The organism is Phytobacter sp. (assembly GCF_059074235.1).
On record NZ_JCACPZ010000004.1, the window covers coordinates 1,873,841 to 1,889,563 of the forward strand.

Consider the following 15,723-nt stretch of genomic DNA (forward strand, 5'->3'; position numbering starts at 1 on the left):
ACGGTGATACCCATGACAACAACTGATGCACAACGCAGAGCGCTGGTCGCAGGCTCTATCGGTAACTTCATTGAGTGGTACGAATTCGCGGTCTATGGCTTTCTCGCCACCGTGATTGCGAAGAACTTCTTCACTCTCGAAGGCGAATCGGCGATTACCAGTTTGATCCTCACCTATGCGGCGTTTGCCGTGGCTTTTTTCTTCCGCCCGTTAGGTGCGGTGGTGTTTGGTCGCATAGGTGACCGGATAGGCCGCAAACCGACGCTGATTATCGTCCTCATCCTGATGACCCTGGCGACGGCAGCCATTGGTCTGGTGCCGGTTTACGCCAGTATCGGCGTTGCCGCCCCGCTGTTGATTACCGGGCTGCGCATTTTGCAGGGGCTGTTTGCCGGTGGGGAATACGGCGGAGCCGTCTCGTTGATGACTGAATTTGCCCCAAAGGGTAAACGCGGTTTGTACGGCGCATGGCAGTCCCTGACCGTTGCCCTTGGGCTGCTGGCGGGTGCTGGGGTCGTGGCGCTGCTGTCGGCACTGCTTAGCCCGGAAGCCCTGCATGACTGGGGCTGGCGCATTCCGTTCTTCATTGCTATCCCAATGGGGGCCGTGGCGCTGTGGCTTCGCGTGAGCATGGAAGAGACGCCGAGTTTTGTTCGCCAGCAAACGCAGGCCGTTGCCCCTCAGGCCGCCAGTTTTGGCGGTACGTTCAAAGCCATTATCACCGGAATTGGCCGCCTGATGGTCTGGTCAGCGGCAGGCTATACCTATCTGGTGATTATGCCGACCTACCTTCAGTCGGCGTTGCATACGGGTTTTAACCAGGCGCTACTGATTGCAGTGATTTCAAACGCCGGATTCGCTCTGACCATTATCCCCTCTGGCATGCTGAGCGATCGCATTGGGCGACGGGCAGTAATGGTCACTGCCGCGGTGCTGTTACTTATCCTGGCGTTGCCGCTGCTTAAAATATTGCAGGCTGAATCGAGCACCATATTGATTAAAGCATTGGTGGTGTTTATTGCCGGTGGGCTGGTAGGAATGCTGGCAGGTCCGGGTCCGGCCATGCTGGCGGAGATGTTCCCGACAAGGGTGCGTTACACTGGGTTGGGGCTGGCCTATTCGTTATCGAATGCGATTTTTTCAGGTTGTGCGGGGCTGATTATCACCGGGTTGATTAAGCAGACGGGGAATCTGGATATTCCGGCGTATTACGTGATGGCGACAGCGGTGGTCAGTGTGATTGCGTTGATGACGCTCCGCAAGGATGATCATCAGCGATCGCTGGAGGAATAGTTCGGCCTGATGCGAGCACAATCGGTTCCCTCTCCCTTGAGGGAGAGGGTGCAAACACTAAAAACCTTCCGGGGGAAGGTTTTACTGTTTATTTCGTGCGCTGGCGAACAGCTTCAAACAGGCAGATACCGGTGGCGACAGATACGTTCAGTGATGACACGCTGCCCGCCATCGGAATGCTGATCAGCTCGTCACAATGCTCACGCGTCAGGCGGCGCATGCCCTCGCCTTCTGCGCCCATCACCAGCGCCATTGGGCCGGTCATCTTGCTCTGGAACAGGGTGTGATCTGCTTCACCGGCGGTGCCGACAATCCAGATGTTCTCTTCCTGCAGCAAACGCATGGTGCGCGCCAGGTTGGTCACGCGGATCAGCGGTACGTTTTCCGCCGCACCACAGGCCACTTTTTTCGCCGTCGCATTCAATTGGGCGGATTTGTCTTTCGGGACGATCACGGCATGCACGCCCGCCGCATCAGCGCTACGCAAGCAGGCACCGAGGTTATGCGGATCGGTAACGCCATCAAGGATCAGGAAGAACGGTTGATCGAGGCTGGCAATCAGATCCGGCAGATCGTTTTCCTGGTACTGACGACCCGGCTTCACGCGGGCAATAATGCCCTGATGCACCGCGCCTTCACTTTTCTCATCCAGATATTGACGGTTAGCGACCTGAATCACGACACCCTGCGCTTCCAGCGCATGGATCAGGGGCATCAGGCGTTTATCTTCGCGACCCTTAAGAATAAATACTTCCTGAAAACGCTCCGGAGCGCGTTCCAGCAGGGCCTGCACCGCATGGATGCCGTAAATCATTTCACTCATCAATGGTACTCATTTGAGGCGATATCGCCGGGTTGAATGGGCTGTGAGACATTCACATCGCCACATTATAACCGACATAGCCTTCAAATCGACTCCTGAACGTTCAACCGTTCGCTACCGCACGTCTTTCGTCGTGCGTGACCGGGTATTCAGGCAGTCTTGCATCCAGCAAATAGCGTGTGTATTCCTGCGCGGGCTGGGTGAAGATGCGCTCGCTCTCCCCCTGCTCCACCAGCTTGCCGCGGTACATCACCCCCACGTGGTCGGCAATATGGCGCACCACGTTTAAGTCATGGGAGATAAACAGATAGGCCAGGCCGTATTCGCGCTGAAGCGACATAAGCAGGTTAAGGATTTGCGACTGAATCGACACATCCAGCGCCGACACCGGTTCATCGCAGATGATCAGCTTCGGTTTGAGGATCAGCGCTCTGGCAATACCGATTCGCTGGCGTTGTCCGCCGGAAAATTCATGCGGATAGCGGGCAGCATCCTGCGGTCGCAGTCCGACATGTTCCAGCATTTCTGCGACCTGCACTTTGCGGTCTTTGACACCGTGGATGATCAGCGGCTCCTCCAGGCTGTAGCCAATGCTGCGCTTCGGGTCGAGGGAGGAGAGCGGGTCCTGAAATATCATCTGCATCTCCCGACGCACGCACTGCCACTGCGCTGCACTTTGCCCCAGTAGCGACTGCCCTTCAAAATGCACTTCACCGCCTGAAGCCGGCGTCAGCCCCAAAATCAGCCGTCCGGTGGTACTTTTACCGCTGCCGGATTCTCCCACCAGCGCCCAGGTTTCCCCGGAGTTAATCGAGAAGCTCACGTCGTCCACCGCCTGTACCGTCTGCCCTCGACGGTGAAAGGTTCTGGATAAGTTGTTCACCTGCAAAAGTGCCGTCATCCCGGTAACCCCTCCGTTTCGTCGGCGCGCCAGCAGCGCACATTGTGATGTTCACCGTTAATCCTTCTCAGCTCCGGCTGTTGCGCACGACAGCGCGGCTGCGCCAGCGGGCAGCGATCGGCATAGATACAGCCGCCCGGTAAATCATGCAGGGAAGGAACCTGACCGCGAATTTCTGCCAGCGGTGTTTTGGGCTGATTCTCCACCGACGGGCGGGCAGCCAGTAGCGCCCGGGTATAAGGGTGACGTGGGCGGAAAAACAGCGTCTGTACGTCGGTCTCCTCTACCACCTGCCCGGCATACAGCACCACCACACGCTGGCACAAACGCGCAACTACGCTCAGATCGTGGGTAATAAACACGATGCCCATCCCCGTTTGCTGCTTAATGTCATCCAGCAGGTCGAGGATTTGCGCCTGGATGGTGGCATCCAGCGCGGTGGTGGGCTCGTCGGCAATCAACAGCGACGGTGAGGTGGCAATCGCCATCGCAATCATCACCCGCTGGCGCATCCCGCCGGAGAGTTCATGGGGCCAGGCGCTGGCGCAACGGGCAGGATCGGGAATGCCAACCTGTTCGAGCAGACTGAGGATTTTTTCCTGCCGCTGGCGGCGCGTCAGCGTCGTGTGCAGCCGCAAACTTTCCGCAATTTGAAAGCCGACGGTCATCACCGGGTTCAGACTGGCAAGCGGGTCCTGGAAAATCATCGCCATCTCGCGACCGCTGCGCTGGCGGCGGGCTTTTGCAGAGAGCGTATGCAGCGCTTTACCTGCCAGCACGATCTCCCCTTCGATGCGTGTCGTGCGGGGCGAGAGCAACCCCATCAACGCCTGGGCGGTCACGCTTTTACCGCAGCCTGACTCGCCAATAATCCCCAGCGTTTCGTGGGCGTTAACCTCAAAGGAGACGCCACGCACCGGGGATATCACCCCCTGACGGGTGGCGAAATTGACCTCAAGTTGCTTGACCTGTAGCAATGTTTCAGCCATGACGCCCTCCCTGTTTGAGCAGTCGCAGAACGCGGCGCGGCAGTGGCTTTAAGCCAGGATCGGCGCTATCACGGAGATCGTCGCCAATAATATTCAGCCCGAGGATCAGCAGTACGATGGCCACGCCGGGGAAGAAGGTCATCCACCAGGCGGTAAAGATCACCGCTTTCCCCTCCAACAACAGGTTGCCGAGACTGGGCATCGGCGGGGGTACGCCAGAGCCGAGAAAGCTGAGCGCCGCCTCGGTGAGAATGGCAACTGAGAAGACCCAGCTCACCTGGACGATAAACGGCGATATCACATTGGGCAGCAGGTGTAGCCAGATAATGCGCGAAGCCGATGCCCCTTGCGCCCGCAGCGCTTCGATAAAGTTCTTTTCTTTAATAACCATCGCCGCCCCACGGATCACTCGGGCAATCGACGGCACGTAGACCAGCGACAGCGCCAGCACCACATTGCTGATTTTTGGCCCCAGCACGCCAACGATCGCTATCGCCAGCAGCAGCGACGGGAAGGCAAACAGTCCGTCGCAGACGCGCATCAGAATGCGATCCACCGGGCGATACCAGGCGCACAGCAAGCCGATGGCAAGGCCCGTTACGCCTGCAATCACTGCCACCGCCGCGCCGACCGACAGCGAAACGCGCACGGCCAGCGCAACACGCACAAAGAGGTCACGGCCGAAGTTGTCGGTACCGAACCAATGTTGTAACGAAGGTGGCTTGAGGCGACTCAACGGGTCGATACTGTAAGGATCGTAGGAGCTAATGGCGCTGGCAAAAAACGACAACAGCACAATCGCCAGCAACAGCGCGGGCCAGATCCAGATGCCAGGATTTTTACCGATCATCAGCGGTTTTCTCCCTCAACGGACAGGCGCGGATCGGCAACATAGCTCAGCAGATCCACCACCAGATTGACCAGCACATAGCAGACGGTAATCAGCAGCACCACGCCCTGAATCACCGTCACATCGCGTCGCTCGATCGAATCGACAATCAGCGATCCCACCCCAGGAATGCCGAACACACTTTCGATAACAATCGTCCCGGTGACTAACGACGCGAAGGATTCACCGCAGATTGTCAGAATGGGGATCAGGGCATTGCGTAATGTATGCCGCAGCAGCACCAGCCGCTCCGGCACCCCTTTCGCCCGCGCTGTGCTGATGAAATGCTCCTGCATCACATCGAGCATCACCGCCCGGGTCATGCGGGCAATGAGCGCCGCAATACGCAACCCCAACGCGAATGCCGGAAGGGTGAGATACCAGACGTTCAGCAGCAGTGAGTCGTTGGTCGAGCGATACCCCACCACCGGGAACCAGCGCAACTGCACGGCAAAAAAGAAGATCAAAAACAGCCCCAGCAGAAAGCCCGGAACCGACATGCCTAAGGTCGCCAGCGCACGAATGGTTTTGTCGACTACCCCACCGTGCTGCCAGGCGCTCACCACGCCGCCGAGCAGTCCGAGCACCAGCGCAATGGCCTGGGCATAGAACGCCAGCGCAAGCGTTGGGGTCAGGTGCTGTAAAAAGAGGGTCATCACGCTGGTATTGAGAAACAGCGAATGCCCGAGATCGCCTGTTAAGATGCCGCCAAACCAGCTAACAAACTGGACCAGCAGCGGCCGGTCCAGCCCCATTTGCTGGCGCATGGCGGCGATGTCAGCAGGACTTGCGTCATTACCGAGAATCACCAGCGCCGGGTCTCCCGGCGCCAGATGAATAAGACAGAACACCACCACCGAGACCACCAGCAGTACCGGCAGCAGCGCCAGCAGGCGGTGAAAGAGATATCGTTTCATCGCCTTCTCCCGTCAGGGCTGAGTGACGCTCAGGTTCCACAGAATCGGACCACTCAGATCCTGATAACCTTTGACGTTGTTTTTGATCGCCACCGCATCCGGCGTGGTGCGTCCCAGCACAATCACCGGCAGATACTGCCAGAGCAGGACGTTGAGTTTATCCACCAGCGGACGCGTCTCTTTCAGGGTTGCGGCCTGTTTAATCTCATCAAGCACGCCGTCAATCTCCGGGCTGTCGCTCAGGCCCGGGAATTTGGCCCGCGAGTCAAGGAACGGATACTGATGCAGCACCTGACGCATGGTGAATTCCAGCGCGCAGAGATCGAAGTTTTTCGGGTCCTGGCGGCGTTGCAAAACCGTTGGCCAGTCGTAGACATCAAGACGGGATTTCACGCCAATCTGCTTGAGCACCTGCTGGGCGACAATCGCCAGGTTATACAGCTCGGCATACTCTTTGGTGGCGATGATCACCACCTCTTCGCCTTTGTAGCCCGACTCCTGCACCAGCTTGCGTGCTTCCTCCAGTTTGTGCTGATTCCAGTAAGGCTTACCGGCATCGCTGTACCAGTCCACCTGATCCGGGAAGCCCAGCGACGGCCCTTCTTTGAAGAAACGCGGGTCGCTGTAGCCCGCCAGCAGGGTCTGGTGCACATCCAGCGCCAGGTTAAACGCCTGACGCAGCTTCACGTTGGCAAACGGCCCCTGGTGTTTATTGAACAGATAAGTGATCAGCGAACCGCCGCTCTGGGGCTCAAACAGTGAGATGTCCGGCGCGCTGGCGAGGGTGTCGATATTGTCCTTCGGCAACTGGAACACCAGGTCATACTCCCCGGTCATCGCCCCTGCCAGACGGGTAGATTCATCGGTGATATAGCGGAACCAGATGTCTTTGACGTCCGCTTTTTTCTGCCCGGACAGCCCGCTGGCCGGTTCAGAGCGCGACACATACTGGTCGTAACGGGTCAGGTGCAGGTAATCCCCGGCTTTAAACTCCGCCAGTTTGTACGGCCCGGTGCCAATCAGCTCGGTAACCGGTTTTTTGCTGCTGTTCGCCTCATCAATAATGCGTTTGGGCATAATCGCGGCGATGTTTTTCACATCCGCCAGCACGTTGAGGGTAATCAGTGACGGGGCTGGCAGGGTAAAGCTGACGGTCTTGTCGTCCACTTTGCTGAACTGAACACCTGGCAGGTTAGCCTTGCCCTGGGTCGACACGGTGAGCCAACGATTCATCGATGCCACCACGTCGTCGGCGGTAAGCAACTGCCCGTCGTGGAAATGAATGCCGTCACGCAACACGAAGGTGTAGGTTTTGCGATCGTCACTCAGGGTGTAGCTCTGCACCAGCTCCGGCACCGGCTCATAGCGGGCGTTGATGGTAAACAGCGTCTCAAAGATATGGCGATCCACATCCGAGGTGGCGTTGTTGGTGGTCAGGTACGGGTCCAGCGTTCCCGGACGGTTGCCATAGGCGATATTGAGCGTGGCGTTGCGGTTAACGGTTTCCGCCTGCGCATTCCCCAGAGGTAAAACCGCCGCCAGCAGTAACGCGGCGGCAGAAAACAGCATTTTCATTATGTCGTTGCTCCAGTCGGGTATCAGGCGGCCTGGGTCGCAGTGCTGCGCCCGGCAAATTCATCTTTGGTTTCCTGCAACAGTGCAGCGTCCGTCAGCAAACGCAGGCCGGTGCGAGCCAGCACCTGCGCACCGGTGACCAGCGCTTCGTAGCCTTTTACCGAGTTCGCCGCTTCACGGAATTCAACGGTATGACCAATCAGATCGTCCGGGCCGATTTTGATGTAAGGATGCCCGGTCGGTACCGCATGGCTGATATCGCCCGCATCGGTTGAACCCAGACCCTCTTTCTCTTTCAGTTCAACCTTTTCACCCGCAGCAGTGAACTCGTCGAGCAGCACGCTGTTCAGGGTGTGGTTGATGTTGAAATCTCGCGGGCCGACCTGGTGTTCAATTTTCACCGTGGTGCCGGTTGCCAGGGCAACGCCTTCGGCAATGGCGCGAATGCGCGGCTCCAGCGCCAGCACCTCTTCGCGGGTGTGGGCGCGGATGTAGTAGTGGGCGGAAGCGTATTCCGGGATCACGTTGGGGGCCTGACCGCCGTTAGTGATAATGCCGTGAACGCGAATACCGTCCGGCAACTGCTGACGCAGTACGCTGATGCCGTTGTAGAGCAGCACCAGGGCATCGAGCGCGTTAACACCTTTGTGCGGCGAACTGCCCGCGTGCGACGGCTTGCCGTAGAAATGGAAATAGAGATGGTTATTGGCAAGCGACGGACCGGAAAGGCGAGTTTTGCCCGCCGGGTGGACCATCAGCGCCACATCGACATCATCCAGAAAACCGTGCTCTACAAAGCGGGCTTTGACGTTGCCGTTCGGCCCGCCTTTACCGCGCAGTCCGCCCTCTTCCGCCGGGGTGCCGAGCACCACGACTTTGCCGCCGGTTTGATCCAGCACCTGGCTTAAGGCGATCGCTGCCGCAATGCTGGTGACGCCAATGATGTTGTGTCCGCAGGCGTGACCGATATCGATCAGCGCATCGTATTCCGCCAGATAGGCGATGGTCGGGCCGGGTTTACCGCTCTCTTTGACCGCGTAGAACGCCGTCTCGTGCCCGGCCACATTGGAAGTGACGGTAAAGCCGTGCTTCTCAAGCAACTGAGTCAGCACACCATTGGCGTAGTACTCGTTATTCCCGGTTTCGGGATGGGCATGAATATCTTTGGCGATAGCCACGTATTCGTCGCGGTGCTGATGAATGCTCTCTTCCAGACGGTCTCGTAATTCGCTCGTGCTCATTGCTTCCACCTCAGTGATGACAGTTGATTCATTCCCGACACCGGGAACTGGGAGTTAACCTAAATGGCGTTTCGCCTCCTGGCGGACGCGGTGTAAAACGTGTTGCTTGATTTCGCCGTAACGCGGGTGCTCCGCCAGCGTTTCGATGTCGCGTTCACGGCCAAAGGGCAGGACAATCTCTTCGACGATTTTTCCCGGCTTGGCCGACATCACCAGAATGCGGTCGGCGAGAAACAGCGCCTCTTCCACATCGTGGGTCACAAACAGCAGCGTGGTCTGCGTCGTCAGCCAGGCCTCGCGCAGCAGCTCCTGCATCATCAGGCGGGTTTGTGCATCCAGCGCACCGAAGGGTTCATCCAGCAGCAGCACTTCCGGCCCTGGCAGCCAGGCGCGGGCCAGTGCCACACGCTGCTTCATGCCGCCGGAAAGCTGCCACGGCGCATGCTGCTCAAAGCCTTTCAGGCCAACACGGTTAAGCCAGTCCAGCGCCCGTGCGTTGACCTCTTCTTTTTGATAGCGACCCAGACGCGGGCCAAAGGTGACGTTATCCAGCACCGACAGCCACGGGAACAGGTTCGGCTGCTGGAAGATCATGCCGCGCTCCGGGCCCGGCTGCTGCACGGGTTTTCCGGTCGCCAGCACGCGGCCGCTGTCGGGTTTGGTAAACCCGGCGACCAGATTGAGGATGGTGGATTTGCCGCAGCCCGACGGCCCCAGCAGCACCACAAACTCCCCTTTATCGAGGGTGAGATCTATCCCCTCCAGCACCGTAAACGGCTGCGGTTTTGCCGCAAACGAAAGGGAGACATTTTCCAGCTGGATAGCACTCATTATTCTTTCCCCGCCCACGGGACAAACAGGCGTTGCAGTCCCAGCAGTAATAAATCCAACAGATACCCCGTCCCGCCGAGCAGCAGAATGCCGAGCATGACGATATCGGTGCGTAAATAAGAGCTGGCGTTAATCACCATCCAGCCGAGGCCGGAACTGGCCGCCACCATCTCGGCGGCAATCAACGACGTCCAGCCGATACCAATCGACAGCCTGACGGTGGTAAAGAGATCCGGCAGCGCATCTGGTAACACGACTCGCAGGAAAATCTGCCCTTTGGTTGCCCCCAGCGTTTGCGCCACACGAATACGCGCGCGGCCAATGCGTTCCACCGCCGCCGACGCCCCCACCACTACGCTCAGGAAGGTGGCAATAAAGATCAGGAAGAATTTCGAAGCCTCGCCAATCCCCAGCCAGACCACTGCGAGCGGGATCAGCGCGATTTTCGGTAACGGGCGCAGAAACTGCACAAACGGGTTAAGCACCGCGGACAAACCGGGGGAAAGCCCCATCAGCAGCCCCAGCGGGATCCCCAGAATAATCGCCACCGAGAAGGCGCTCAGAGCACGGGCCAGACTGACCGCCACATGCTGCCAGAGCGGAACCTGGCGGTAGCCGTCTGCCAGCAGTTCCTCAGCCGTCAGGCCAATGTCGGTGAGTGATGGCAGCAACAGCGGGTCCACCCATTGCCGGGTGGCCGCCAGTTGCCAGAGTGCAAAGAAAACCGCCACCGACAGCACGCTGATGGCGATATGCTGACCTAATTTCATTTTGTTGCCGCTTCGCGGATATAACGGGAATCGATCGCCGAATCCCAGTTGTCCGGGATATCCTGCTTACGAATTTCGCCAATGCCGGCGAGGAAGTTCGAGGTTTTGGTCAGCGCCTTGCCGATGCCGCTGTGGGTGGTGTCCGTGCCGTTGCCCAGCCAGGCCGCAGTCCCCTGCTCAGCAAGCGTTGGGTATTCCAGCCCGCCCAGCGTGTTGGCGGCGGTGGTAACCGGTGCCCCCACCTCTTTCGCCACAATGGCGGCAGCGCTTTCCGGGTCTTTCTTAAACTCGTCGACTTTCTGCTGGTGCACGCGCAGGAAGGCGCTGACCGCTTCCGGATACTGCTCAGCAAAGGCTTTACGCACCACGTAGTTGTTGTAGATCAGGTAACCATCTTTCTGCAGGTCTTTGGTGGCGAAGACCTGGTGACCGCCGGAGGACTCCAGCTCCTGAGCAAAGGGGGCCCAGACGTAGCCCGCGTCAATGTCGCCCCGTTTCCAGGCCGCAACCATCTCTGCCGGACGCAGTGGCAGCAGCGTTATTTTGCTGCGATCCAGTTTATTGACGCTGATTGCCGCTTCCAGCGCATAGGCTGCCGTGGAATTTGGCGGATAAGCCACGCGTTTGCCTTCAATATCTTTAATATTGTTGATGCCCTCTTTGCCAATTAAACGTTCATAACTGGCAATCACGCCTGAGACACCAATAATCTCCACGGGCAATTTGCGGACAATACCTGCCGTTGCCGGACTGGAGCCGAAATTAGCAATATCAATTGCGTTGCTGGCGAAATAATTAAGCGCGTCAGCACCCGAGGCAAATTGCACCCATTTCACCTGGGCGTTTAAGGCTTTATCTAAAGAGCCGTCGGCTTTCGCCAGCATTAATACCTGCGAACCGCCGCTATATGCGACGCGAACTTCAGACGGCGTGGCGGCCATACTGATATTGGCCCACAGGCTGCCTGCTGCGAGTAATACTCCGAGCGTTTTTTTCATTTCTTTTTCCTTGCGGTGAATGCGAGTCATATCTCCCACAGAGCAGGAGAAAATGCTTAATCAGAACGTGTTGATTTATGCCTGGTGAGTGAGGCGATAGTCCTGCCATAGGCGGGAACATCGTTCAGCCAGGGATTGTGCGGGGTCGTGAGTGAGCGACAGGAAGGGGGCCCTCACAGCGTGCAGCGCCACCGGGACTTCCGTGCAGGCCAGCACCAGTTGCTGTGCACCACGCGCCATCAGCGCCTGCGCCTGCAGGGAGAGCAGCTCGCCGCCTTCAGCCAGTTTGCCGCGCTTAACGGCATAGCAGCCGGGCACGAACCACTCCGCCAGTTCGTCTTCATTCGGGGTGATGGATTCAATGCCCTGCTCTGCCAGACGCTGCTGAAACCAGCCGGCGTCCAGCGTCCCTTTGGTGGCGATAATGCCGACACGCAGGGGCTTTTTCGCCACCCTGAGCAGCATCTCTAACGTGGCATCGACAATATGCAGAACCGGCGCATCGCTGGCTTCGCTCAGTTGCGGATACCAGTGGTGCGCGGTGTTGCAGGGAATGGCAATATGGCTAGCCCCCGCCTGATTCAGTTTTGCAATACCCTCAAGCAACTGAGGCAATGGCGACGGGCCCAACCCTGCCAGCGCTTTTTGTCGGTCGGCGACTTGTGGCACATTCCACACCACCGACGGCAGGTGCTGCTGGTCGCTCTGCGCCGGGGTGGCGTCGAGTAACTTGTGCTGAAAATCGAGGGTGGCAAGCGGCCCCATGCCGCCCAACACGCCGAGTAAAAAGGGCTTAGCCATGGCGGGCATGCGCCTCCAGCACCTGGCGATAGCCGAACAGGCCAACAGAACCCCCGGTGTGGATAAACACCACGTTATCATCCTTACGGAAGTGGCCTTTACGAATTAGGTCGATAAGCCCGGCGGCCCCCTTCCCGGAATAGACCGGGTCGAGCAGAATGCCTTCGTGGCGGGCAAACAGGGTCAGGGCTTCCAGCATGCTTTCAGTCGGCAGGCCGTAACCGTCGCCAACGTAGTCGCTGTTCGCCACCACTGCCTCGCGTGGTAATTCACCCGGCACACCGAGCAGCGAAAGGGTGCGCGAAGCCAGGTTCCAGACATTTTCTTCCTGCTTCGCTTTTGGCGCACGAACACTGATCCCCAGTACCGGAACCTGGCTGTTCGTCGCGGTGAACCCGGCAACCAGCCCGGCTTGCGTCCCGGTGCTACCGGTGGCGTGAACCACATGATCGATGCGCAAACGCTGTTGCGAAGACTGGTATAACAGTTCTTCTGCACAGGCGACATAGCCCAGTGCACCAATCGGGTTAGAGCCGCCGCCGGGGATCACATAAGGGTTGTGCCCTTTCTCACGCAGCTCTGCGGCGTACTCTTCCATCGCCTGCTGCATATCGGTGCCACCCGGCAGATGCGCGACAATTTCACCGCCCAGTAGGTCGTCCAGCAACACGTTGCCCGAGCGCTGATAATCTTCGCCAAAATCGGTGACGCGTTTTTCCAGCAGCACTTTGGCAGCAAGGCCGAGTTTTGCCGCACCGGCAATGGTCTGGCGCACGTGGTTAGATTGGGTCGCGCCCTGAGTAATAATCACATCGGCTTTTTTCTCCAGCGCATCGGCCAGCAGAAATTCCAGTTTGCGGGTTTTATTTCCGCCGCTGGCAAGCCCGGTTGCATCATCGCGCTTAATCCATATTTGCGGACCACCGAGCAGTGTAGTGAGATTATTTAACGGCTCCAGTGGAGTGGGAAAATGGCCGAGTGACAGTCGGGGAAAACGCGCCAGGTGCATGATGACTCCTTGCTAAATAAGCGAATAGCTGATGGGAGTCACTATACACATCTGATTCTGGCGGCTAATCACCAATAATAAATATCGATTTTCACAATTTTGCTAAGCAGGAAAATAAACGTCCGGAGGGCTATTTCTATTACAGGAAGGAATATAATACGTTAAAAAAGAATAACCCCTCTGCCAGGAGAGGGGTTATTAGTCGGTATTTCAGGTCTGGTTATTCAGCGACTTTCTTTTTCACCGCGCGTTTTGCTTTTGTCGCCGCAGCGATTTTTTGCGTTTTTGCCGACGGTTTTTTCACGCTTTTTTCTTTCTTCGGTTTCGCAGGACCTTTCGCTTTACGAAATTCACTGTCGGGCTCGAAGTTCACTTTTTTACCGGTCTGACGACGTTTACCCGCTGGTTTCGCCCCGCCGCCTTTTTTCGCATTTTCACGGGCGGTTTTACCCACATTACGCGGGCCGCGCTCGCTGGAGATCAGAGAGAAGTCGATTTTACGCTCGTCCATGTTGACGGCTTCAACGCGAACTTCCACTTTGTCGCCCAGACGGTAAGTCTGGCCGCCCGATTCGCCAATCAGGCGCTGGCCAATCTGGTCGAAGCGGTAGTAGTCGTTATCCAGCGTCGAGACGTGTACCAGACCGTCGATGAACAGATCGGTCAGACGCACGAAGAAGCCAAAGCCGGTCACGCTGGCAATCACGCCAGGGAAGGTGTTGCCCACCTGGTCCTGCATAAAGTCGCACTTCAGCCAGTCGGAGACTTCACGGGTCGCTTCGTCGGCGCGGCGTTCGGTCATTGAACAGTGCTGACCCAGTTGCAGCATCTCTTCCAGGCTGTAATGCCAGCCGCCTGTCTCGGTACTGTTGCCAACATGGCCTTCATCTTTCGCCAGCAAATACTTGATAGCACGGTGCAGCGACAGGTCAGGATAACGACGGATCGGCGACGTGAAGTGTGCATAAGATTGCAGCGCCAGTCCAAAGTGACCGCGGTTTTCTGGATCGTAAACCGCCTGTTTCATAGAACGCAGCAGCATGGTTTGCAGCATCTCATGATCCGGACGATCGGCGATGGACTCCAGCAACGCCGCGTAATCCGCAGGCTCAGGCTTATTGCCGCCGGGCAGTTCGAGGCCCAGTTCCGCCAGTACGGTACGGAAGGAAGTGATGGCTTCGGTGGTTGGCTTGTCGTGGATACGGAACAGTGCGGGCTCTTTTTCCTTCTCAACGAAACGCGCCGCCGAGATATTGGCAAGGATCATGCACTCTTCAATCAGCTTATGGGCATCATTGCGCTGAGTTTGCTCAATGCGCTCAATACGACGCTCGGCGTTGAAGATAAATTTGGCTTCCTCACTCTCAAAGGAGATCCCGCCACGTTCGGCACGGGAGGCATCAAGTACTTTGTAGAGGTTGTGCAGCTCTTCGATATGCTTAACCAGTGGCGCGTACTGCTCGCGTAGATCCTGATCGCCCTGCAGTATATGCCAGACCTTGTTGTAGGTCAGACGGGCATGGGAGCTCATTACCGCTTCGTAGAATGTATAGCTCGTCAGGCGGCCCTTGGCCGAAATGGTCATCTCGCAGACCATACACAGACGGTCAACCTGCGGGTTGAGCGAACACAGGCCGTTGGAGAGCACTTCCGGCAGCATTGGCACGACCTGAGACGGGAAATAGACCGAGGTCCCGCGACCACGTGCTTCATCATCCAGCGGCGTGCCCGGACGGACGTAGTAGCTGACGTCGGCAATCGCCACCCATAAGCGCCAGCCACCGCCGCGTTTCTTCTCGCAGTGAACGGCGTCATCGAAGTCACGTGCATCTTCACCGTCAATCGTGACCAGCGGCAGGGAACGCAGATCGATGCGGCCGATTTTGGCTTCTTCCGGCACCTGTTCTTTCAGCCCGGAAATCTGTTGTTCAACCGCTGGCGGCCAGACATACGGGATTTCATGGGTGCGCAGCGCCATATCCACGGCCATGCCGGTACCCATATTGTCGCCCAGCACTTCAACGATTTTACCGATGGCTTTGGTGCGACGGGTCGGGCGCTGGGTCAGTTCAACCACCACCACAAAGCCCATGCGCGCGCCCATTGCCTCTTCCGGTGGAATCAGGATGTCAAAACTTAAGCGGCTGTCATCAGGGACCACAAAGCCGACACCGGCATCGGTAAAGTAACGACCAACTATCTGACCCTTTTTCGGCTCAAGGATGCGCACGACACGCGCTTCGCGGCGGCCTTTACGGTCGGCACCCAGCGGCTGGGCCAGAATCTGGTCGCCGTGCATGCACATTTTCATCTGCTCGCTGGAGAGGTACAGATCGTCTTTGCGGCCTTCGACGCGCAGGAAACCAAATCCATCGCGGTGGCCAATCACCATGCCTTTCAGTAGGTCGAGCCGTTCTGGCAGGGCGTAGCATTGACGGCGGGTGAAGACCAGTTGGCCATCACGCTCCATAGCGCGCAGGCGGCGGCGCAGGGCTTCTTGTTGTTCTTCGCCTTCAATATTGAGTTCAACCGCCAGTTCTTCGCGATTGGCGGGTTTTTCACGTTTGGTGAGGTGTTCGAGGATAAATTCGCGGCTGGGGATAGGATTTGAATATTTTTCAGCTTCGCGTTCCAGGAAAGGATCGTGTGACATAGCGGTTCCTCCGTTGTCATCTCTGGTGGCGAT

General features: G+C 57.7%; 14 protein-coding genes. 1 reads left to right on the forward strand and 13 read right to left on the reverse strand.

What is annotated here, in order from left to right; genetic code table 11:
• The first annotated feature begins 12 nt into the window (after positions 1-12).
• A complete protein-coding gene (locus tag AC5JPW_RS12920; RefSeq protein ID WP_494240807.1) occupies positions 13-1,293 on the forward strand; it encodes an MFS transporter in 1,281 nt (426 codons plus the stop codon).
• An 88-nt stretch (positions 1,294-1,381) separates the two neighbouring features.
• On the opposite strand, the gene rlmB is transcribed toward AC5JPW_RS12920, so the two are convergent.
• From rlmB to rnr, 13 genes are all read right to left on the reverse strand, one after another.
• Complete coding sequence (gene rlmB / locus AC5JPW_RS12925; RefSeq protein ID WP_494240809.1) at positions 1,382-2,116, reverse strand: 23S rRNA (guanosine(2251)-2'-O)-methyltransferase RlmB; 735 nt, start codon at positions 2,114-2,116, stop codon at positions 1,382-1,384.
• Between the two features lie 103 nt (positions 2,117-2,219).
• A complete protein-coding gene (locus AC5JPW_RS12930; protein ID WP_494240810.1) occupies positions 2,220-3,017 on the reverse strand; it encodes an ATP-binding cassette domain-containing protein in 798 nt (265 codons plus the stop codon).
• Positions 3,014-4,006 (reverse strand): ABC transporter ATP-binding protein, encoded by a 993-nt coding sequence (locus AC5JPW_RS12935; protein ID WP_494240812.1) that lies wholly within the window; start codon positions 4,004-4,006, stop codon positions 3,014-3,016. Before AC5JPW_RS12935 ends, AC5JPW_RS12930 begins: the two co-directional genes overlap by 4 nt.
• Positions 3,999-4,856 (reverse strand): ABC transporter permease, encoded by an 858-nt coding sequence (locus tag AC5JPW_RS12940; protein WP_494240814.1) that lies wholly within the window; start codon positions 4,854-4,856, stop codon positions 3,999-4,001. Before AC5JPW_RS12940 ends, AC5JPW_RS12935 begins: the two co-directional genes overlap by 8 nt.
• The gene (locus AC5JPW_RS12945; RefSeq protein ID WP_494240816.1) at positions 4,856-5,812 is read right to left on the reverse strand and encodes an ABC transporter permease; all 957 of its coding nucleotides are present in this window, start codon (positions 5,810-5,812) and stop codon (positions 4,856-4,858) included. The genes AC5JPW_RS12940 and AC5JPW_RS12945 overlap by 1 nt, the downstream gene beginning before the upstream one ends.
• 12 nt (positions 5,813-5,824) lie before the next feature.
• Entirely contained in the window at positions 5,825-7,387 is a 1,563-nt protein-coding gene (locus tag AC5JPW_RS12950) for an ABC transporter substrate-binding protein (protein ID WP_494240818.1), read from the reverse strand.
• A 23-nt stretch (positions 7,388-7,410) separates the two neighbouring features.
• Complete coding sequence (locus AC5JPW_RS12955) at positions 7,411-8,628, reverse strand: M20 family metallopeptidase (protein ID WP_494240819.1); 1,218 nt, start codon at positions 8,626-8,628, stop codon at positions 7,411-7,413.
• Between the two features lie 54 nt (positions 8,629-8,682).
• Complete coding sequence (locus AC5JPW_RS12960) at positions 8,683-9,459, reverse strand: ABC transporter ATP-binding protein (RefSeq protein ID WP_494240821.1); 777 nt, start codon at positions 9,457-9,459, stop codon at positions 8,683-8,685.
• Entirely contained in the window at positions 9,459-10,229 is a 771-nt protein-coding gene (locus AC5JPW_RS12965; RefSeq protein WP_494240822.1) for an ABC transporter permease, read from the reverse strand. The genes AC5JPW_RS12960 and AC5JPW_RS12965 overlap by 1 nt, the downstream gene beginning before the upstream one ends.
• Entirely contained in the window at positions 10,226-11,227 is a 1,002-nt protein-coding gene (locus AC5JPW_RS12970) for a taurine ABC transporter substrate-binding protein (RefSeq protein ID WP_494240824.1), read from the reverse strand. The genes AC5JPW_RS12965 and AC5JPW_RS12970 overlap by 4 nt, the downstream gene beginning before the upstream one ends.
• A 75-nt stretch (positions 11,228-11,302) precedes the next feature.
• The gene (cuyB, locus tag AC5JPW_RS12975) at positions 11,303-12,028 is read right to left on the reverse strand and encodes a cysteate racemase (RefSeq protein ID WP_494240826.1); all 726 of its coding nucleotides are present in this window, start codon (positions 12,026-12,028) and stop codon (positions 11,303-11,305) included.
• Positions 12,021-13,037: a D-cysteate sulfo-lyase gene (cuyA, locus tag AC5JPW_RS12980; RefSeq protein ID WP_494240828.1), complete on the reverse strand. Its 1,017-nt coding sequence runs from the start codon at positions 13,035-13,037 to the stop codon at positions 12,021-12,023. The genes cuyB and cuyA overlap by 8 nt, the downstream gene beginning before the upstream one ends.
• A gap of 220 nt (positions 13,038-13,257) precedes the next feature.
• Positions 13,258-15,690, reverse strand: a complete 2,433-nt coding sequence (gene rnr / locus AC5JPW_RS12985; protein ID WP_494240830.1) for a ribonuclease R — start codon at positions 15,688-15,690, stop codon at positions 13,258-13,260.
• Between the last annotated feature and the right edge of the window lie 33 nt (positions 15,691-15,723).

Bases quoted from the DNA above. Each gene is read 5' to 3' on its own strand.
- AC5JPW_RS12920 (WP_494240807.1), top strand. From the start codon at position 13: ATGACAACAACTGATGCACAACGCAGAGCGCTGGTCGCAGGCTCTATC.
- rlmB (WP_494240809.1), bottom strand. From the start codon at position 2,116: ATGAGTGAAATGATTTACGGCATCCATGCGGTGCAGGCCCTGCTGGAA.
- AC5JPW_RS12930 (WP_494240810.1), bottom strand. From the start codon at position 3,017: ATGACGGCACTTTTGCAGGTGAACAACTTATCCAGAACCTTTCACCGT.
- AC5JPW_RS12935 (WP_494240812.1), bottom strand. From the start codon at position 4,006: ATGGCTGAAACATTGCTACAGGTCAAGCAACTTGAGGTCAATTTCGCC.
- AC5JPW_RS12940 (WP_494240814.1), bottom strand. From the start codon at position 4,856: ATGATCGGTAAAAATCCTGGCATCTGGATCTGGCCCGCGCTGTTGCTG.
- AC5JPW_RS12945 (WP_494240816.1), bottom strand. From the start codon at position 5,812: ATGAAACGATATCTCTTTCACCGCCTGCTGGCGCTGCTGCCGGTACTG.
- AC5JPW_RS12950 (WP_494240818.1), bottom strand. From the start codon at position 7,387: ATGAAAATGCTGTTTTCTGCCGCCGCGTTACTGCTGGCGGCGGTTTTA.
- AC5JPW_RS12955 (WP_494240819.1), bottom strand. From the start codon at position 8,628: ATGAGCACGAGCGAATTACGAGACCGTCTGGAAGAGAGCATTCATCAG.
- AC5JPW_RS12960 (WP_494240821.1), bottom strand. From the start codon at position 9,459: ATGAGTGCTATCCAGCTGGAAAATGTCTCCCTTTCGTTTGCGGCAAAA.
- AC5JPW_RS12965 (WP_494240822.1), bottom strand. From the start codon at position 10,229: ATGAAATTAGGTCAGCATATCGCCATCAGCGTGCTGTCGGTGGCGGTT.
- AC5JPW_RS12970 (WP_494240824.1), bottom strand. From the start codon at position 11,227: ATGAAAAAAACGCTCGGAGTATTACTCGCAGCAGGCAGCCTGTGGGCC.
- cuyB (WP_494240826.1), bottom strand. From the start codon at position 12,028: ATGGCTAAGCCCTTTTTACTCGGCGTGTTGGGCGGCATGGGGCCGCTT.
- cuyA (WP_494240828.1), bottom strand. From the start codon at position 13,037: ATGCACCTGGCGCGTTTTCCCCGACTGTCACTCGGCCATTTTCCCACT.
- rnr (WP_494240830.1), bottom strand. From the start codon at position 15,690: ATGTCACACGATCCTTTCCTGGAACGCGAAGCTGAAAAATATTCAAAT.